The sequence below is a fragment of the Chitinophaga qingshengii genome (assembly GCF_014529935.1).
GTDB lineage: Bacteria > Bacteroidota > Bacteroidia > Chitinophagales > Chitinophagaceae > Chitinophaga > Chitinophaga qingshengii.
Map to the genome: position 1 here is coordinate 554545 of NZ_JACVFC010000004.1, position 19739 is coordinate 574283.

14 protein-coding genes are annotated in these 19739 nt (G+C 49.3%); 7 read left to right on the forward strand and 7 right to left on the reverse strand.

Features of this window, described 5'->3' with window-relative positions; translation table 11 throughout:
- Window positions 1–85 precede the first annotated feature (85 nt).
- Genes ICL07_RS26690 through ICL07_RS26710 form a run of 5 tightly spaced genes read right to left on the reverse strand, consistent with a single transcriptional unit; the run spans window position 86 to window position 6229 of the window.
- Window positions 86–982, reverse strand: a complete 897-nt coding sequence (locus tag ICL07_RS26690; protein ID WP_188091104.1) for a DUF1501 domain-containing protein — start codon at window positions 980–982, stop codon at window positions 86–88.
- Window positions 979–2223: a sugar MFS transporter gene (locus tag ICL07_RS26695; RefSeq protein WP_188091105.1), complete on the reverse strand. Its 1245-nt coding sequence runs from the start codon at window positions 2221–2223 to the stop codon at window positions 979–981. The genes ICL07_RS26690 and ICL07_RS26695 overlap by 4 nt, the downstream gene beginning before the upstream one ends.
- A 2-nt stretch (window positions 2224–2225) precedes the next feature.
- Window positions 2226–3422: a n-acyl-d-glucosamine 2-epimerase gene (locus tag ICL07_RS26700; protein ID WP_188091106.1), complete on the reverse strand. Its 1197-nt coding sequence runs from the start codon at window positions 3420–3422 to the stop codon at window positions 2226–2228.
- A 3-nt stretch (window positions 3423–3425) separates the two neighbouring features.
- Window positions 3426–4358: a DUF4434 domain-containing protein gene (locus ICL07_RS26705; RefSeq protein ID WP_188091107.1), complete on the reverse strand. Its 933-nt coding sequence runs from the start codon at window positions 4356–4358 to the stop codon at window positions 3426–3428.
- A complete protein-coding gene (locus ICL07_RS26710) occupies window positions 4355–6229 on the reverse strand; it encodes an FAD-dependent oxidoreductase (protein WP_188091108.1) in 1875 nt (624 codons plus the stop codon). Before ICL07_RS26710 ends, ICL07_RS26705 begins: the two co-directional genes overlap by 4 nt.
- Before the next feature lie 200 nt (window positions 6230–6429).
- On the opposite strand from ICL07_RS26710, the gene ICL07_RS26715 reads away from it, so the two are divergent.
- Window positions 6430–7653 (forward strand): ROK family protein, encoded by a 1224-nt coding sequence (locus tag ICL07_RS26715; RefSeq protein ID WP_188091109.1) that lies wholly within the window; start codon window positions 6430–6432, stop codon window positions 7651–7653.
- A 180-nt stretch (window positions 7654–7833) separates the two neighbouring features.
- Here ICL07_RS26715 and ICL07_RS26720 read toward each other — a convergent pair whose 3' ends face one another.
- Both ICL07_RS26720 and ICL07_RS26725 read right to left on the reverse strand, forming a co-directional pair.
- Complete coding sequence (locus ICL07_RS26720; protein ID WP_188091110.1) at window positions 7834–10128, reverse strand: tol-pal system YbgF family protein; 2295 nt, start codon at window positions 10126–10128, stop codon at window positions 7834–7836.
- 267 nt (window positions 10129–10395) lie between these two features.
- A complete protein-coding gene (locus tag ICL07_RS26725) occupies window positions 10396–10803 on the reverse strand; it encodes a response regulator (protein ID WP_188091111.1) in 408 nt (135 codons plus the stop codon).
- 147 nt (window positions 10804–10950) lie between these two features.
- Here ICL07_RS26725 and ICL07_RS26730 point away from each other — a divergent pair, with 147 nt between their 5' ends.
- The 6 genes from ICL07_RS26730 to ICL07_RS26755 are packed head-to-tail and all read left to right on the forward strand — an operon-like array spanning window position 10951 to window position 19577.
- Window positions 10951–14970 carry a response regulator gene (locus ICL07_RS26730; RefSeq protein ID WP_188091112.1) on the forward strand — a complete coding sequence of 1340 codons (4020 nt, stop codon included), beginning with the start codon at window positions 10951–10953 and terminating at the stop codon, window positions 14968–14970.
- 1 nt (window position 14971) lies between these two features.
- Window positions 14972–15346 carry a response regulator gene (locus ICL07_RS26735; protein WP_188091113.1) on the forward strand — a complete coding sequence of 125 codons (375 nt, stop codon included), beginning with the start codon at window positions 14972–14974 and terminating at the stop codon, window positions 15344–15346.
- A 3-nt stretch (window positions 15347–15349) separates the two neighbouring features.
- Window positions 15350–16177, forward strand: a complete 828-nt coding sequence (locus ICL07_RS26740) for a CheR family methyltransferase (RefSeq protein WP_343071125.1) — start codon at window positions 15350–15352, stop codon at window positions 16175–16177.
- Window positions 16178–16196: 19 nt separating this feature from the next.
- Window positions 16197–16784, forward strand: coding sequence for a chemotaxis protein CheB (locus ICL07_RS26745; RefSeq protein WP_188091114.1), 588 nt, complete (start codon window positions 16197–16199; stop codon window positions 16782–16784).
- Between the two features lie 41 nt (window positions 16785–16825).
- Window positions 16826–18412: a sensor histidine kinase gene (locus ICL07_RS26750; RefSeq protein WP_188091115.1), complete on the forward strand. Its 1587-nt coding sequence runs from the start codon at window positions 16826–16828 to the stop codon at window positions 18410–18412.
- Between the two features lie 37 nt (window positions 18413–18449).
- Window positions 18450–19577: a hypothetical protein gene (locus ICL07_RS26755; protein ID WP_188091116.1), complete on the forward strand. Its 1128-nt coding sequence runs from the start codon at window positions 18450–18452 to the stop codon at window positions 19575–19577.
- The last annotated feature ends 162 nt before the right edge of the window (window positions 19578–19739 follow it).

The window sequence follows — 19739 nt, forward strand, 5'->3', positions numbered from 1 at the left end:
AAAAAAGGACTGCAAAGGTATTATTTTCTATGAATTAAAAAAATTTGTGGACAGATTCCGCTGGAAAGGCGCTTTGAACGGGGCGTCAAACCCAGCTCATCACCGGGAAGCGGCCGCTTAGCCTGCTGTCTGCCCCCAGCCAGCGGCTGGCAATGGTGGCGTAGATGCTCCGGAAATCGGTGCGTACGGGCAGCTTTTCTCCGGAAAGGATACAAGGCTCAATACCCCATTGCTGTAAACGGCTGCCGAAAATATGTACCTGGTTGCCCTCCCCATGATCGGTACCCTGGCGGATATTCTGGGCCAGGCTCCGGCCAAACTCCGACCAGGTTACCACCAACGTATTGTCCAGCTGCCCGTTTTGCTCCAGCTGCTGCAACAACCGCCGTACACCCCGTGCATAAGTTCCCAGCAACGGGTCCTGCTGCACCCGCTGGAACTGGTGCGTGTCAAAACCATCGAGCGACACATGGTACACCTGGCAGGCATCTCCCAGTAAAATTCTTCGGGCGACATCCTCCAGCGAAAAAATAAAATCCTGCTCTCCATAGTCCGTTACAGGTATACCGGCCGGCAACCAATGATTGGCCTCCAATCCCTGGCAACAGCCGGTACGCCATACCTGGCCGGAATGATAGTGGGACGGGTCCGTATCCGGATAACCTACCTGTTGTAATACCAACAGCTGCTGTCGCTGGTACACGGGCAACAGCTCGGCCAATGCCGGATGAAAACCCCAGCCATCAGCCGCGGGCAGCACTTCCTCCGCCGGAATAGCCAGCTGTGGCCGCTGTTCGTAATAGTGTGCCTGTCCGTACGGAATGATGGTGTTCAGTCCATCATTGCCGCCCTGCAAGCGGATAAACACTACCCGCCGGCCGGTAACCGTCGCCTTTGGAGCCACCGCCGCCTGCACAAAGGAAGGCAGCAGCAGCATACCGGAAGCCAGCCCCGATTGCCTTAAAAAATCTCTCCGTTTCATACACGCTGATTGGATGTTTTATAACCATTGAGGCCATAAAACAGGATGTACAGATAACAAATAACCGGTACCAGGAAAGCGATCTGCCAGGTGGCATGATCTTTCAGCAGGCCCTGGGCATAGGAAATCACTGCGCCGCCACAGATGGCGGTTGACAATAACCCCGATGCCGCAGTGGTATGACGGCCTACACCGGCTACCGACAGCGAGAAAATAGTGGCAAACATGATCGCATTACACAATCCCACGGCAATCATGCTCCACACGGCCAGTAATCCGGAACTGTTCACAGATATCAATATCAGCGCTACCGCCGCCACGGCACATACTGCCAGTACCCTGGAGGGCTGCCATATGCGCAGCAAACCCGCGCCCAGCAATCGTCCTACCAGCATGCCGCCCCAGTAAAAGGCGACGTAGTTGTTGGCCACATTCTCCGGAACGCCTAACAGATCGGTGATATAATTGGTCAGGAAAGTACCGATGGATACTTCCGCGCCCACATACACGAAAATGCCGATAATGCCGAAACGCAGGTTACGATGGGAAAATACACCACTACCGCTTCGATCTGCTTTTTCCACATTGCCCGTAGTACTGATAACGGGCAGGGATAAACGGGAAACTACAAAGGCAATCAGCAGCAGCAATGCGGCAATGCCCAGGTAGGGATAACGTACGGCTTCACTCGAAGCGCTGGATTCCTCCAGTCGCGCCAGGATGAAGTGCGCACCAAACAAGGGCGCCACCGTGGTACCTACTGAACCTACGCCCTGTATCAGCGTTAAACGCGCAGAGGCCGTATTGGCGGGCCCCAACGCCGTGATATACGGATTGGCGGCTACCTGTAGCATTACAATGCCGATAGCGATCACAAACAGCGCCGCCAGAAACAATACGTACTGATGATACACGGACGCGGGATAGAACAGCAATCCGCCTACGGCCGCTATGGCAAAGCCCAGTACCATCCCTTTTTTGTAACCGGTACGGCTTACAATCCTGCCTGCCGGCACCGACATGATGCCGTAGGTGAGGAAAAAGTAAAACTGTACCAGCGACGACTGCGAGTAGGTAAGGGTGAACCCTTTTTTGAAAAAAGGCACCAGCGTATCATTCAGACAGGTGATGAAACCCATCATAAAATAAAGCACAGCCAGCGAAATCAGTGCCGGCGTATAGGATTGCCGGTTACCGGTGACTGTAGTGGAGGCCTGGTTGGTTGTGGATATTACCGCCATAATTATTTGGGTTGAGTAGATAATGCCTGTTTGGCTGCAATCTGCTGCAGCGTTTGCCAGCTTTGGTATAGTCCTCTTGGCACATGAAAACAGCCTTTCCACTTACCGCCTTTGAGCGGCAAAAGGGGCTGTCCCTGCCTGTTAAGATAACCAAACCATTCACCATTTTCAGGGTCCGGGAAATGTTTCCAGGTGTAGTCGTGCACTTTTTCGAACCATTGCCAGCATTTTTCATCGCCGGTATGCAGGTAGCCTTTCAGCAGACTGATAATCGTTTCTATATGCACCCACCACAGTTTCTGGTCCCATTCCAGCTGTTGTGGCGGATAACCTTTTACATCAAGGAAATAAAAGATGCCGCCGTTTTCCTTGTCCCATCCGTATTCCAGCAGGGTGAGGGCGGTATCTTTTGCTTTTTTAATCAGTGCCTGATCGTTGTTACGGGTAGCCAGGTCCATCACAAACCACATCGCTTCCAGGCCGTGGCCGGGATTAATCAGGCGGCCCTCAAAAGAATCGGACAGCATGGCTTCGGGGGTAATGTTTTCCATAATCAGCCCGGTATCCGGCTGATAAAAAACGTCCATCACCGTGTGAATGCCGTGTTGGATGGTGTCTTCCACCAGTTTTTTGTCGAGCAGCGATTCCATTTCCAGCACCAGGTTACACAATATCATGGGCAGTGCGAAGTTCTGCAGAGGCCGTGTACCCGCAATGGCCTTGGAATAGTGGCCTTTGGGATTATCCTGGCGACGAAGGATGTTATGGAAAGTAGTGATGGCGATGTGACTGTAATCTGCGTTGCCGGTGGCCTGGTATAGCTGCCCGAATGCCATGGCGGCGAAACAGTCGGAGAAAATATTGTAGGGAGCGATCAGCGGTTCGCCGGTACGGGTAAGGGAGAAATACCAGCTACCGTCTTTATCCCGACCATGTTTGCGGAGAAATTCCGCGCCCTGGATAGCCATGTCCAGCCATTCCTGTTTTTGCTCCACTTTGTTGTACAGCATGGCGAAACACCATACTTCCCGGCATTGCAGCCAGATGAACTTGTCGGTATCGAAAACGCTGCCATCGCGGTTGAGGCAGGTGAAATAACCTCCGTATTGTTTGTCGGGAGAATGCTGCATCCAGAAAGGGATGACGTCATTCAGGAGGTTGTTGCGGTATAACGCGGCATATTCCATTGTTCTGTTCATGTATCAGAGGGTTTTGAGGTATTCTTTATAGCGGTTATAGAGATGCCCGGCCTGCAGGTAGGCTGACTGGGGACTCATAAAATGGGAAAATTCAAAAGTGATGGCTTTGTCGTAACCCGCTTTGCGGGCGGCTTCCAGCTTCATGCGCAGTTTCTCAAATTTGATAGGCATGAATTTGATAGGCATGTCACGATCAAAGGATTCGGCATTGGTCCAGCATTGGATACCGTAGCGGTCGGCCATTCTTTTGTTGACGGCGAAGAAATCGGGCAGTTCGTGGAATTCGATATGACCATCCTGGAAGGCTACTGCATCTACTACGCCTTTGATGCCGTCGAAGATTTCACTCCACTCGCTTTCATGTTGTTTCAGCGATACGGCATCTTCCTTCGTGATAGTGGAGGAAGCGGCCATAACAGCCTTTTTCCCATCTATCCAGGGAGAGATGAGGGTAGGCAGATTGTTGGAGATGTCTTTGCAATGTTTACCCAGTTTGGCGTACAGGTCAATCACTTTTCCGGTACGGCGACTGACTTCCTGTGTCAGGTACCAGCCCTGGAAAGATTTATGATGACCATAATTTTTCCACACTTCATCAATTACTTTCAGGTTGATGTCCACCTCTTTCTGGAAGTCCCCTTTCCACCAGTATTTACCGGAGTCATAGAGCCCGAAATAAAACTTCATATGGTGTTTATCGGCCAGTTCGAGGAACATCTTTACCAGGTCTACCGGTGGTTCGTAGCCGCCTTCTTCCTGCATCACTACTTTGGAAGGGTAGGTGAGCCAGCGTTGAAAACCGCTGCGGATAAGGAATACCGTGTCTATGCCTACGGCTTTCATGTGGGAGAAATCGGCGTCCCATTCTGCCCGGCCCCAGTTCTGGTGCGGGATATCGTGACTGATTTCATCGAGGAAAGTGCCTGTTATTTTCATGGTGTGGTGGTTTTATGTTGAATAGCGCCTGTGAAGGACACGGGAATATCAAACGGGTGAAGGAAATGATCGGTGAGTACAGCGGCCGTTTCCCGGTTGAGGGGTTGGTTGTCGTGCGGTGAAGCGCCCAGCTGCAACTGGTTCCAGGCGGTGGTAAGCTGCTCGTTATTGACCGTTGCGCCAGCTGCCTGCAATGCTTTTACCAGGAAGGCCGGTGTGAGGTCCTGCCCGGTGGGATTGAGTTTGGCAATCCCAGGGTAGTAACTCAGCAGTCCTTGTGTAAATTCATATTCACTGATGGGCCGTTGCGGATAAAACCAGGTTTGATTGGCCCAGGTGTATGGTACGCCAGCGCCCCGGAGGATACCGGTAGCGCCTATACGTTGAATTGCCGCAAAGTGCGGATGCGCTTTGGGCACATCGATGTAGGGCATCAGGTATACGCCGGCTTCCAGCAAGGCTTGTTGTACCTGCCGGACTGCTACCTGCCGGGGTTGTATTTTTTGTTGCAGGGAGATGGCCGCCAGTGCGCCGGCTGCCTGTCCCAGTTGTAATACCACCGGCTGTAGGCGGGTAGCACCGTTGACGATATTGGTAACGCTGATACTTTTTTCTGCCACGATCAAACCATCTGTAGTAGCGGGTATCAGTGAGCCAAGCGGAATATTGTAAGATGGTACTTTCGCTTTGGAGAAATCTATTTTCGGTACAGCAGGATCTTTTTCCTGGTGATGGTCAATAGGATAATCACCCACTGCGATACCCGTGCGATAGTAGGCTTCCGGCTGGTCGAAAGGTTTAGCCACATGGTTGAAGCTCAGTGTGGCAATGCCTTTGAGACGGCGTGCTTCCCGGTAGTAGGGGATCATGGGCAGTTTATCGGCGGTGGGGTACTCATCATCGGCGAGGCCGAGGTGTTTGTAGCCCAGTTCCGTTTGCAGGTAATAGAGATACCGGAGCGTATGCAGTTTAGCTTTTTGCAGGGCCTGTGAGCGGGCTTCGCGGCTCATTTCGATAACGTTGAGCGGGTAGTCGTTACCGCAACCGGGCCAGTTGATCATGTACTTATGATTGGGCAGTTTGCCGTATTGCATCATATGGTCACAGTTGATTTTTCCACCACCACCGCCGTAAGGATCGTCGTTGGCGCAGCAGCAGCGGAAAGGCGTGGGGTCGTAGCCGGCAGGGCGGGGGATGGTTTTGTCGGCCCCGGTGCCGTAATCTTTCAGCGTGGCTACGTAGGTCAGCACCTGGATGTAGTTATTGGCTTTCAGCGGGGCGACTGCTTCGCCCGTTTGCAGGCGGCTGTCCATGCCGGTGCGGTAGCCGGTGTGAGTGGCGGCCATTACGTCGCCCAGTTCTGTAGCGTCGATAACGAGCGGCGCTTCAATAGAACCGGGCTGGTTGTTGCGCAGGAAGGTAACCTGCCAGCGGCCGTTGATTTTTTTGATACCGGTCCAGGTGGTGTTAAACAGCACCTGCAGCTGTTTTTCATTTTTAACCAGCTGTTGCAGGATATTATTGCCCACAGACGGTTCAAAGAGGGTGTTGCTGACCCAGCCGGTGGCGAGGGCTTGCGCGCTGCCATAATGCCGGATAAGTTGTTCCCGGAATTCGCCCCACAGGCCGGAGGGTAGTGCGTTGTTCCCATCGATGGCCGAAACGCCGGCTGAAGTGAGCATGCCGCCTAACCAGGTGGTTTCTTCCAGGATGGTTACCCGGGCGCCCATACGGGCGGCTTGTATGCCTGCCGTGGTGCCGCTGGCGCCGCCGCCGATGATGATCAGGTCGGTCTGCAGCGACTGGGCGCTTAGTTGCCAGGTTAGGAGACAAAGAAGTTGGCTGATAAAAAATCGTCTGATAGCAATCATAAAGAACTAAAATAAAAAATTTAATTACTAACTGCTAATACTAATTAATAAATTTTATTTATTCTTGTTAAATAATAAAATAATTTTTGAAATATAACAGATTTCCGTAAATAATAGATTTGATTGAACCCGCTTTTAATAATTATTAAGAATAACGTTATTAACTTGGCCCCTCATTCAAGTAAAAAGCACAACTATATATGGCTAAAACCTTTTTCGAAGAATTGAACAATGAAAATGTTACCGGGGTAGCCTATAAGAACATTAACCTGAAGAAAGCCGCCCTGGCCTACTTCGCCAATATCGGCAATGCCACCATCGCCGACATGTGCAAGCAGTTAAACCTCAGCGCACCGAAAGTAACCACCCTGCTCAACGATCTGATACAGGACGGACTGGTAAAAGATTATGGGAAAGTAGAATCCACCGGTGGCCGCAAACCCAATCTGTACGGACTGGTGCCGGATTCCGCATTTTTCATCGGGGTGGATGTAAAGCAGCATCATCTTAACCTGGGACTTTCCGATCTGCAGAAAAACCTGATCTGTACGGAAGAAAATATTCCCTATAAACTGGACAACAACAAATCCTCCCTGGAGGATCTTTGTACGCTGATCAGCAACTTCATCAAAGGATTGCCGGTACCCCGGGAAAAAATATTAGGCATTGGCATCAACCTCTCCGGCCGTATCAACTACGCCACCGGCTATAGCTACAGCTTTTTCTATTTCGATGAAGAACCGTTGAGTAAAATCATCGAAAATAAAATAGGCATCCGCGTTTTCCTGGAAAACGACTCCCGCGCCATGGCCTACGGCGAATTTTGCTCCGACGCCGTGCATGGGGAACGCAACGTACTTTTCCTGAACCTCGACTACGGCATCGGTATGGGCGTGCTCATCGACGGTCAGTTGTATTACGGCAAATCCGGCTACAGCGGGGAAGTAGGGCATATTCCGCTATTTGACAATGAAATTATCTGTCACTGTGGAAAAAAAGGTTGTCTTGAAACCGAAGCCTCCGGATGGGCACTCACGCGTATGTTCCAGGAAAAACTACGGGAAGGCTCTTCCTCCATGTTGAGCCGCAGACCCGGCGCTCCGGACAACATACAACTGGAAGATATCATCGACGCCGCCAATCACGACGACGTACTGGCCATAGAACTGATTGCTAAAATAGGCGAGAACCTGGGCCGCGGCATCGCTTTGCTGATTAATATCTTCAACCCGGAACTGGTGATACTGGGCGGTAGCCTCGCCGCCACACAGGATTATATCCGGCTGCCGATTAAAAGCGCGGTGAATAAATATTCCCTCAGCCTGGTGAACAACGATACCAAGCTGCGTATTTCCAGTCTGGGTGAGCGGTCCGGGATTATCGGCGCTTGTTTGCTGGTGAGGAATAAGGTGTTGATTAATTAGTGCCCGCCAGCTTGCATAGTTCACGCAAAGGCGCAAAGCAGCAAAGAGCGCAAAGGTTTTTTGTTAAGATTAATAAGAAAGCAAAGGAGCGAAGATCAACTATTGATCTTCGCTCCTTTGCTTTCTTATATTCACTTATATCATCTTTGCGCTCTTTGCTGCTTTGCGCCTTTGCGTGAATTAATCCTTTTTCTTCCTCAGAAACGAAAACAACCCACTGCTATTCTTCATCGCCGCCTTTTTATTCAATGCCGGCTGAAACCCCGGATCCTTCTCCAAAATACGGTCAATGGTTTTTTTGCAGGCCGCCAGATCGCCTTTTCCTTCCTGCGCCAGTGCCAGGGAGTAATAGAAGGCGGATGATTCGGCATCCCAGCTCCAGTTCATGTCTTTGTAAGTTTGTACACACTGATTGGCATAGGACAGGGCATTGTCATAATCCTGCAGCCCCAGATACGCTTCTGCGAGGAAGGCATATACACCGCAGCGGTTATTGGGTGAGTTATCTGACTCATCGCCGCGGGACATAATATCGAGCGTTTGCAGCATATCCTGGATGGCGGCTTCGTACCGGCCCAGTTTGAGGGCTGCTTTGCCCCTGAAATAGTAGATCTTCATCTGTGATACCAAAGGCAGTTTTGGAATACCGCCAATGGATATACGATTATTGACAGCACCGATACAGTGTTCGTATTGGGCGTTGTCATAATACAGGTACATCAGGTTGAAGTACGCGTCGCTGTCGTCCGGTTTTTCTTCCAGGTGTTTTTCGAGCGCCTGTATTCTTTCGTGCAGATCGTCCTGGCTGCCGGTCTTGATGAAAGCCCGGCCGGTTTTGATCCGGTCTATATTGTAAATGATGATTTCCTGTTCTTCTTCTTCCAGTTCTTCCATATCGTTAGAGATCCATTCCTCGTACTCTGACAGTATCTTATTGTAAAGTGCCAATGCTTCATCGTAGCGTTCCAGTGCGGTGAGATCTTCGATGATACGTTCGTGGATGGATACATAATATACCAACGGCAGCGAAGAAAGGAAGGTACTGAGGATCATTTGCCGGTCGCCTACGGCTTCTGCATATTTACCCAGCTGGTGAAAGGCATCTGCCCTGGATTCCAGCTGTTCCCAGAAGGGGGACATGTTATAGCCCACACTGTGAATGAGGACGGCATCTTCATAAGCGCCCAGTTCAAACAGCGTGATACCGTAGTTGTTGCAGCACATTGCAAAATGGTGTGGATGACCGGCGTAGGAGGAGCCGGTATTCTCGTACCAGTAAGGATAATACAGGGCATAGGCTTTCTGGTAGAGGTATTTCTTCAAGCCGCCCATAAATTCTCGTACCTCGGCATCTTCTTCGTCCTGCATCAGCTCATTGCATACCACACCTGCGGAGTACCAGTCGTACGCAATGGGATAATCGATATTCGGCCAGCTCTCCGGGAACTGCCCATGTGTTTTGTAATGGGCATAGTACCAGCGGATAATGGTAGATGGGTAGGGACGGATAGCCATCGCCTTCTCATAATACGGCAACGATTCACTGAAACTGCCGATGTTAAAGAGGGCGGTGCCGGTAAAGTGATAGAAGTAACTTTCTTCCGGATACAGAGCAATGAAACGTTTGCCGGTGGAAATCTGTTCCAGCGTACCTTCTGCTTCATCTTCCCCGTAAAACTGGTGCCAGTAGTCGATAGTGCCCCAGCAGAATTCCCTTGCCAGTGCCAGATGGCGTACACCCTGGTCCAGCAGGGCTTTCACCTCCAACAGGATTTTCAGCATGTCTTCTTCTTCCTGTTCGCCTGAGGTGCTGGCGATATGCAGCATTTCCGCAGCGAAGTCGTAGTCGGCCATTTCAAGGGCGAAATGCAGCGTAGAAAGTGTCCGGTTATTGTAGACCGTGCAATGGAATGCCTGCCGGTAATAGTCCAGTGCGGTAGGTTTGTTATCGTTGTGGTAATACACATCGCCGATGCGCGTATAACACTGGAACCTGGCTACATTGAGCTGTGGCAGATCATCATGGTAAAGTGACTGGTAAATCTCCAGATTACGATGCATATCTGCGAGCGCTTTTTCTGTTTCATTTAGCAGCACCCATACCTGGAACCGGTATAACAGGGCTTTGGTCATCAGCTCTTCATCGCCCTGATCGAGGATCAGCTGGCAGTCCTCCAGGGTGGCCGCTGACTTATCGGTGAGCACATTGGCGCCCATATAGGCACGATGTACCCTCGCCTGAATATGTAGCGGATCATATTCCAGTGTTTTGCTGAACGCCTCATAGGCGGTTTCGTATGCCGTCACCATTTCGTCCCTTTCTTCCTCGGACTTAGCTATTTCCAGTCTGCACTTACCCATCAGATACCACGCTGCTGCTTCGGTGGGATGCTCTTCCAGATATGTTTCCAGTTCAATCGCCGCAACCGTATATGCCTGTTCCTGATATAGCCTTTCCAGTTCTTCCAGATTCATATTACCATTAGATTAGAACGTGCAATTTATTAATATTGAAGCAGGTTGTCCAGCTTCATAAATAATTTCTGAATATTAAAATCGTTTATATATATTTATTGGATTGATAAGGATACCGTAAAATGACAGTGTCTGCACGGGAAAAGCGTGATAGATGAATGTTTGGGGTGAAACTTTTCATGATCCTTTTCTTCGTTCAACGAATATCTTAACAATAATCATATACGGCCATGCAATTCCTTGCAAGGCCTTTTTAATGCAGTATAGCTACAGGGAATATTGAATGGTATGCTCCAGGATACCTTTGAGCAACTGATTCAGTTCATGCAGGCTATTGGGTTTGGTGATAAAATAGGATGCTCCCAGTGCACGGGTTTCTTTTTTATCCGATTCATGGGAAGAAGTGGTATAGATGATAACAGGGATATGACGCAGATGTGCTATCTGCCTTATTTCAGCGAGAAACTGCTTCCCGTCTATCCTCGGCATGTTGAGGTCCAGGAAGATAAGATCAGGTACCAGTCCGCTTTCCAGTTGCGCAAGGGCGTCTTCACCGTTAATAGCTTCGTTGTAAATAATATCCGGCACCAATTCTTTCAGCACATCGCCAAATATCATCCTGTCATCTATATCATCATCAATTAAAAGTACAGAGGAATATTTACAGCTTACCATATGAGAATTAGAATAAAGACAAATTTATGATTTTGTTGTTATTTTCATATCATTATCCTACAATGATTGGTGGTTAGGTACACGGTTTGCGAAGCCATTTACCCGGTATCTATTTTTTTCCTGATAAAACTAAACGAGCTCAGGCGGATGAAGAAATTTTTTATGCAGCTGCCACTGCCCAGGAAGTTATTCCTGATTGCTATTGTTCCCTTGATATGCCTTATTTATCTCGGTATACAGATCTTTAACAAACAAAGTGAAGATATACGCAGTATCGAAAACCTGCTACAGGATGTTAATACAGCGACTACCATCATGAAAGTGGCCGATGAAATTCACATGGAACGCCGTTCCAGCGTGAATTACGTATTGGGTAACTATTCCATGAACGATCTCCTGATGCAGCGCGCTAAAACAGACCTGGCCATCGATGCTGTGAAATCCAGATTACTGGCGGCTGACAGCCGTTTTTTTACATACTCGCTGCTCAATACCTTGTCTAAAAAGAGAAAGGAGATCGATAACAAAAATATGCCGCAACGTGAGGTACTGGACTATTACTCCAACCTGATTTTCCGGCTCAATAACCTGGCACACGCCAGCACACCGGATATCAATGTGCTGAAGCCGCTGCAACAGGACCTTAATTCCCAATATCTGCTGGCACAAATGGCTGCCTACCAGGGACTTATCCGCATGGATATCTATTATTTTATCCTGAAAAAAGAAGCCTGGCCGGATGATTTTTCCCGCATCGAAAACAATAACGATATGTACGCCTCGCTGCGGTCCGAATTCCTGGATAAATCGTCCCCGGCCAACGGTGAAGCACTGCTGAAGGCGGAGAAAAGCAACGAGTTTGTGATTACGAATGACTTCATCGGCAATACCATCAAAAACCGCAAAATAGATACCCTCTTTAATGCCGACTCCTGGTGGGATAATTCCAGCATGGCGGTGGATCAGCTGAAACAGCTACAGCGCAGTCTTATAGATAAGGTGAGCAGGGAGGCTCGTATTATCTCCCAAAGAGAAAATGACCTGAAAACACGTTACCTCGTTTTGCTGGTACTCATTGTCGTCGCTGTTGTCGCTTTTGTTTCCTTTACCATCAAAACTATTACGGAAAGCCTGAACATACTACGGTTGGCGGCTGATAAAATATCCAAAGGGATGTTGGGTGAAGCGCCGGATATCCGCACCAAAGATGCCATCGGCAGCCTGGCTAAATCGCTGTCACTGATCGATGTGTCGGGCCAGGATCTGGCGTTGGCGGCTGACAGTATTGGAAGAGGCGATTTTAATATCGACGTAAAACCCCGCAGTAGTGAGGATACGCTGGGCAACGCCATTGTGCAGATGGCAGCGGATCTGAAAACTTTCCGGAAAAATAACGAAGCGGAAATATGGGTGCAAACAGGACTCAATAAAATAAATGAAACCTTACTGGCAGAAAGGGACATGCATTCGCTGACGAAAGACGCCCTGTCAGACCTGGTACAGTATATCGGCGCCCAAACGGGAGTACTGTACATCCGCCAGAACGGCGACCTGCACTTCTCCGCCGGTCATGCCCTGTCAGAACAATATCCGGCGCCGCCGGTCATTAGCTCCGGGAAAACATTGATAGGACAGGCTTTGCAGCAACGTGAGTTAATACATCTCCGCGAGGCGCCCGATAACTTCCTGCATATTGCCGGTGCTGCCGCTTCTGCACAACCCGGCCACGTAGTCATTATACCATTGATACACGCCGGTATGGCGGAAGGCGTAGTGGAAATAGGCTCCCTGTTTCCTTTCAGTGACAGCGCTGTTCAGTACCTGAAAAAAGCAGCTAACAGTATCGCCGTGGCTATACAAAGTACCCGCAGCAGAATACGCCTGCAGGAACTGCTGGAAGAAACACAATCCCAATCGGAGGAATTACAGGTACAACATAGTGAACTGGAAAGTCTCAACGCTGAACTGGAAGCACAAACGCAAAAGCTACAGGTATCTGAAGAAGAGCTGAAAGTACAACAGGAAGAGCTGATGCAATCCAACGCTGAACTGGAAGAGAGAAGCCGCCTGCTGGAAGAGAAGAACCAGATCATTGTGGAACGTAACCTGGATATTCATAAAAAAGCGGAAGAACTGGCGCTCAGCACCAAATACAAATCGGAGTTCCTGGCCAATATGTCGCATGAACTGCGTACGCCACTCAATTCTATCCTGCTGCTGTCACGGTTGTTGTCTGAAAACCACGATCATAACCTGAATGGTGACCAGGTGGAATATGCCCAGGTGATCAACTCCTCCGGCAAAGGGTTGCTGACGCTGATTGACGAGATATTGGACCTGTCCAAGATCGAATCCGGTAAAATGGAACTGGAATATAACCAGGTATATATCGGGAATATCTTCTCCAATATGCAGGCGCTGTTTGAGCCGATTGCGCGCGACAAGGGGCTGGCACTGCAATTGGTAACCGCTCCCAACTTGCCGGGTGCCATAGAAACAGATCAGGCGAGACTGGAACAGATACTAAAAAACCTGTTGTCCAACGCGCTGAAATTTACCGCTAAAGGTTCCGTTACGTTGTCTGCACAAGCAGGCGAAACACCAGGCACCATTCGTTTTGCGGTGAAAGATACCGGCATCGGTATCCCGGCAGAAAAACAACAGGTGATCTTTGAAGCATTCCAGCAGGCCGACGGCTCTACGCGCCGCAAATATGGCGGTACGGGGCTGGGGCTCTCCATCAGCCGCGAACTGGCCAAACTGCTGGGCGGACATATCTCCCTGGATAGTAACGGAGAAGACGGCAGCGAATTCGCAGTAACGGTGCCGGTTGTACGAAAAGCCGGACCACCGGCGCCGATTACAGCACCGGCAGTAGTGAAAGAGCCTACAGTTGTTGATGAAGGTCTGGCGGTGAAAGAAATCTCTTACCTCGCACCGCTTATTCCGGCTGATATCCCCGATGACCGCGACCAGGTACAACCCGGCGACCCTATCGTATTAATCGTGGAAGACGATACCTACTTCGCCAAAGCGCTGCTGGAGTTTACCCGTCAGCGTGGTTATAAAGGCATCGTAACCGTCCGGGGCGACATGGCAGGGGAACTGGCCCGCAAATACCGGCCTATGGGTATCCTGCTGGACATCCAGCTACCTGTGAAAGATGGCTGGCAGGTAATGGAAGAACTGAAAAATGATCCGGTTACCCGGCCCATACCGGTGCATATCATATCCTCGCTGGAAGCGAAGAAGGAGAGCCTGATGAAAGGTGCGGTGGACTTTGTCAGCAAGCCGGTCACCGTGGAAAGTATGCAGCTGATTTTTGAAAAGCTGGAATTTGTGCTGCAACGTTCTGCCAAAAAAGTACTGATACTGGAAGAAAACGCCAAACATGCGAAAGCACTGGCTTACTTCCTGGGCAACTACCAGGTGAGCTCAGAAATCAGCAGTACGGTGAGCGACGGCGTACAGCTGCTGCAACAGAAAGATGTGGATTGTGTCATACTGGATATGGGTATCCCGGATCAGCAGGCCTATGAAGCACTGGAAACGGTGAAGGAGATAAAAGGACTCGAAAATCTGCCTATCATCATATTCACCGGTAAAAGCCTTTCCCGCGCTGAAGAACAACGGATACGGCAATACGCAGATTCTATCGTGGTGAAAACGGCGCATTCCTATCAGCGTATGCTCGATGAAGTATCGTTGTTCCTGCACCTGGTATCGGAAAACAATGTGACCAGTCAGACAGGCAATGGTAAAATGCCTTTACTCAACGAAGTGCTCAAAGACAAGACCGTTCTCGTCGCCGACGACGACGTGCGCAATATCTTCTCCCTCACCAAAGCGCTGGAGATGCACCAGATGAAAGTACTTTCTGCCGTGGACGGGAAAGAGGCGCTGCAGCAGCTGAGCGAGCATCCGGTGGACATAGTGCTGATGGATATGATGATGCCGGAAATGGACGGTTACGATGCGATTGCGGCTATTCGGAAACAACCCTCCCTGGCCAATTTACCGGTGATTGCCGTTACAGCCAAAGCCATGATGGGCGACCGGGAGAAATGCCTGAAAGCCGGCGCTTCTGATTATATCTCCAAACCGGTGGATGTAGACCAGTTGATTTCATTACTACGGGTATGGTTATACGATAAAGGCATGAAATAATATGGAACAGAAAAAAGTATTGATCATTGATGATGATGCCCGCAATATTTTTGCGCTCAAAGCGGTACTGCGTTCCCGGGGTATACCCTGCGTTTCCGCCGCTACCGGGGCGGAAGGGCTGGCGCTGCTGGAGCGGGAAGAAGATGTAGCGGTGGTATTGATGGATATCATGATGCCGGACATGGATGGTTATGAAACCATCGCTGCGCTGCGTGCGAAAGAAGGGCGGCAATACCTGCCGGTTATCGCTGTTACAGCCCAGGCGATGGTTGGCGACCGGGAGAAATGCATAGAAGCCGGCGCCGACAACTATATTTCAAAACCAGTTGATGTAGATGTGTTGTTGTCGCAGCTACAACAATATTTATCTTCATAAACAGTGAACAGGAACCATATAAGTGAGCAGGAGGTAAGCATGTTACTCAATGATGTGCTGGAAAGATATGGATATGACTTTACTGAATACGCACATGCCTCTATTAACAGGCGGGTGAACCACCTTTTCCAGGTGGACCGTTTTCCGAGTTTTGCCGAATTCCGTTATCGTATTATTTCCGATGCAGATTATGCCCTGCGTTTTGTAGAAGAAATTACGGTCAATGTGACGGAGATGTTCCGTGATCCGCAGTTTTATCTTACACTGCGCCGGCAGGTATTGCCGTTGCTGGCCACCTATCCGCTGATCAGGATATGGCATGCCGGCTGTTCTACCGGGGAGGAAGTGTATTCGTTTGCCATCCTGTTGAAGGAAGCCAACCTGCTGCATAAGTCCGTGATTTATGCCACAGATATCAATACCAGTGTGCTCGAGAAGGGACGTACCGGTATTTTCCCGTTATCGCAGATGCAGCAGTATTCGCGCAACTATATGGAAGCGGGTGGCCTGCACGATTTCTCTTCCTACTATACGGCTAACTATGAATACGCCAAATTCAGGCAGGATCTGGGAGAGAAAATTATCTTTTCGCCGCACAACCTGGTGACAGATGGTTCGTTCAATGAATTTCAGCTGATCATTTGCAGGAATGTGTTGATCTATTTTAATAAAACATTACAGGATAAAGTGCTGCGCTTGTTTTGTGATAGCCTGGAACCATTGGGCTTCCTGGCATTGGGGAGTAAGGAATCCCTTAACTTTACCAGTGTGTCGGGGCAGTTCAGGCAGTTGGATAACAAGGAAAAAATATGGAGAAAACATCATCTGTAATCAACAAAATTGTACCCTTATGTCTATGTCTACCGCTTCGGGGGTGGTGCTGATAGGTGGCTCTGCCGGCGGATTACAGGCTATCCTGACACTATTGCCGGGCTTATCGCCCCGGCTAAACGCAGCCGTGGTGATTGTGCTACACCGGCAAAACCGTGCTGATTCCGTATTGGCGGAGCTGCTGGGCATTAAAACCACGTTGCCGGTCCATGAAGCAGAAGAAAAAGAAGCGTTGATGCCAGGCACTATCTACCTCGCACCACCTGACTATCATTTGTTGGTAGAGACAGATCACACACTATCGCTCGACTATTCCGAAAAAGTGAATTTCAGCCGGCCCAGTATAGACGTTACATTTACTTCCGCGGCCAGCGTATTCGGCGCTAAAACCATGGCTATCCTGCTTTCCGGTGCCAACGATGACGGTGTGGAGGGACTGGCGGACGTACATGAAGCAGGCGGTATAACCCTGGTGCAGGATCCGCTTACTGCGGTGGTAGATTTTATGCCCCGGCACGCGATAGCGGCAGTGCCGGTAGATCATGTGCTGGCCGCGGCCGACATGGCGCGTTTTATAAATGATTTTGCCGGGGTGACAACCGGTTAAGGTATGGTTATTGAAAAAAATCCCAGTGTAATATTGCATGTATGATTCTGATTGTTGATGATAAGCCAGAGAATATTTTATCAATTCGGAGAACACTCGAACTATACCGGTTTGAAGTAGATACGGCATTGTCCGGTGAGGAGGCGCTGAAAAAAATACTGCGGCATAGTTACACCCTCATTATCCTCGACGTGCAAATGCCCAGTATGGACGGGTTTGAGGTTGCTGAAGCCATTTCAGGCTACAGCAAGGCAAAAGATATCCCTATCATCTTCCTGTCAGCTGTCAACAAAGAGAAACGTTTTATCGTAAAAGGCTACGATTCCGGTGGTATCGATTATCTCACCAAGCCGGTAGACCCTGATGTGCTGCTGATGAAAGTGAAAACGTTCTCCCGTTTGTATCAGCAGTCACAGGAATTGAAACAGATGCATCAGTCACTCCAGGAAGAAGTGGAAGTCCGTAAGCTGGCGCAGACGGCTCTCAGCGAGAAAGTGAATGAGCTGCATACGATGCTGGAAGTACTGCCGCAGATAGCCTTCACCGTTACTCCGGATGGCCAAATAGAATACGCCAACCGCAACTGGTTTAAATACGCCAACGGCCTGCAGCAGCTACCCGAAACATTACCGATGGACAAAAGTCTGCGTCAATGCCTGGATGATACCCTTCAGGCTGGGTTGCCGCTGGAAAAGGAAGTATACCTGAAAGACAGAACAGACAACAGTTTCCGCTGTCACCTGCTACGTTTTATCCCCGTGCGGGAAAGCGCCGGTATCAGCAAATGGATCGGTACCTTTACCGATATCGCCCATCAAAAACAAGCCAACGAAATACTGGAACAGAAAGTCCGTGAACGAACGGAAGAACTGGTGGAGATTAACAAATCGCTGGAAGCCAGCAACCACGACCTGCAACAGTTTGCCTCCGTGGCATCCCACGACCTGAAAGAACCGCTGCGTAAAATACAGTTGTTCGGCGCCATTGTACGGGACCGGTTCCTGAAAACCGACCCCAATGCCATGTCCTACATGGAAAGAATCGTAGGGTCTTCAGAAAGAATGGCGAAGTTGATTAACGACTTATTGAACTATTCCCGCCTTTCGGCTGCCAGCATATACGAAAATACCGATCTGAATGTGGTAGTGCAGGAAATTGTGAGCGACCTGGAACTGACCATCAGCGAGAAGAAAGCTGTGGTGTGTGTGGAGAAATTGCCACAAATCGAAGCCGTTCCGGGGCAAATCCGTCAGGTGTTCCAGAACATTATCAGCAATGCTCTTAAATTTTCTCAGCGGGACAAGGCTCCTAAAATCCACATCACTGCCGAAATGGTGGCGGGTAACACCGCAGATAGTCCGCCGCAGGCAAATGGCGACTATTGTCGTATAGTCATCCGCGATAATGGGATTGGGTTCAATGAAAAGTACCTGTCCAAGATATTCACTATCTTTCAGCGTTTGCACAATGCAGATCTTTACGAAGGCACCGGTATAGGGCTGGCCATCGCCAAAAAAGTGATCGATAAACACCAGGGAACTATTACCGCTACCAGCGTAGAAGGAGAGGGGACATCCTTTATTCTTGTATTGCCATTGCAACAAATGAAAATGCCTAATATGATTTGATAGCCCGTTTTTTATTCTTGTTTTAAACCTATACTTCATGAAAAAATTCCTATGCGTACTGCTGTTAGCGGCTATTACGGCCGTTGTTAATGCTCAGACACCTTCTCCCACCAGGGCTTATTGGACCAATATTGATATCCCCGGGAATACAGGAGATGCCCAGGGGCCAGCCTATATATTACTACACCCCTCTTACGACAATGCCATCATTCATGGTGGTTTTGTAATGGGGAAAATCACCGGGATTCGTGGACATGAAGGCGCCTGGAACCGGAAATGGACGGTGGAAGTAAATACTGCAACAGCTTATAATTCAGATAGAGGCAGTGTGGTTAGTTATAACGAACCCGCATCGCTGGTAACACTACGGCATAACGGTGTAAAGTATCTGGCTGTAACCATTACCAATAGCTCTACCCTTGGCGAATTTGCTTTCACGGGTTGGGTACAGGGACCCACGCTGAAACTGGTAACGGCATATGAGGTAACAGAAGTGCTCCCATTTGAGCATTATGACCCTGTATCCGCACCGGGTGGCGTTGTTGTAGGAGATGCCGACCTGCATCCTTTTTCTTACCCATTGGATAAGAATGCCATCATTGTCAATACTGCAAAAACTGGTGGTCTCGCTATTACAGTACCTACCAGCCAACAGAATATTTTCACTGGTGGGCATCATATTGCCTGCTTTTCACCCAAATTTAAAGGTGGCCTGGGTATTTCCATTGGACAGGATAATAGCGGGTTTATTCAGGCACTTGCAGAGTCCACCGAAAACGGTACTCTCTATCTTAACCCTAACGGCGGTAATGTGGGTATAGGCGTACAGGATACCAAAGGATACCGGTTGGCGGTAGCAGGCAACGTGATTGCTGAAAGGATCACTGTAAAGAATCATCAAAGCTGGCCGGATTACGTATTCACCAAAGATTATCACTTACCCACCCTGCAGGAAGTGGCTGCATACATTGCGCAGCACCAGCATTTGCCGGACATGCCTTCGGCAGAAACGGTGAAGGAAAAAGGAATAGACCTGGAAGAAATGAACAGTAAACTCCTTCGGAAAGTAGAAGAACTAACACTGCACCTGATCCGGCTGGATCAGGAAAATAAGGAACTGAAGGCGGAGGTCAAGGCCATCAGGGCAGATTTACAACATAAGTAATTGAATAAAACCCCGGTCAGTGACCGGGGTTTATTTTAGCCTTTATATCATGACCGGGCGAAAAGAATTAATTTAGGATTCCTTCCGGAAAAATTTAAAAGATGAAAACCCTGGCAGTGGTCTCTTACGTAAGTAAGGTATCTGCTAACATGTTTGGAAATC

Bases quoted from the DNA above. Each gene is read 5' to 3' on its own strand.
- ICL07_RS26690 (WP_188091104.1), bottom strand. From the start codon at position 982: ATGAAACGGAGAGATTTTTTAAGGCAATCGGGGCTGGCTTCCGGTATG.
- ICL07_RS26695 (WP_188091105.1), bottom strand. From the start codon at position 2,223: ATGGCGGTAATATCCACAACCAACCAGGCCTCCACTACAGTCACCGGT.
- ICL07_RS26700 (WP_188091106.1), bottom strand. From the start codon at position 3,422: ATGAACAGAACAATGGAATATGCCGCGTTATACCGCAACAACCTCCTG.
- ICL07_RS26705 (WP_188091107.1), bottom strand. From the start codon at position 4,358: ATGAAAATAACAGGCACTTTCCTCGATGAAATCAGTCACGATATCCCG.
- ICL07_RS26710 (WP_188091108.1), bottom strand. From the start codon at position 6,229: ATGATTGCTATCAGACGATTTTTTATCAGCCAACTTCTTTGTCTCCTA.
- ICL07_RS26715 (WP_188091109.1), top strand. From the start codon at position 6,430: ATGGCTAAAACCTTTTTCGAAGAATTGAACAATGAAAATGTTACCGGG.
- ICL07_RS26720 (WP_188091110.1), bottom strand. From the start codon at position 10,128: ATGAATCTGGAAGAACTGGAAAGGCTATATCAGGAACAGGCATATACG.
- ICL07_RS26725 (WP_188091111.1), bottom strand. From the start codon at position 10,803: ATGGTAAGCTGTAAATATTCCTCTGTACTTTTAATTGATGATGATATA.
- ICL07_RS26730 (WP_188091112.1), top strand. From the start codon at position 10,951: ATGAAGAAATTTTTTATGCAGCTGCCACTGCCCAGGAAGTTATTCCTG.
- ICL07_RS26735 (WP_188091113.1), top strand. From the start codon at position 14,972: ATGGAACAGAAAAAAGTATTGATCATTGATGATGATGCCCGCAATATT.
- ICL07_RS26745 (WP_188091114.1), top strand. From the start codon at position 16,197: ATGTCTATGTCTACCGCTTCGGGGGTGGTGCTGATAGGTGGCTCTGCC.
- ICL07_RS26750 (WP_188091115.1), top strand. From the start codon at position 16,826: ATGATTCTGATTGTTGATGATAAGCCAGAGAATATTTTATCAATTCGG.
- ICL07_RS26755 (WP_188091116.1), top strand. From the start codon at position 18,450: ATGAAAAAATTCCTATGCGTACTGCTGTTAGCGGCTATTACGGCCGTT.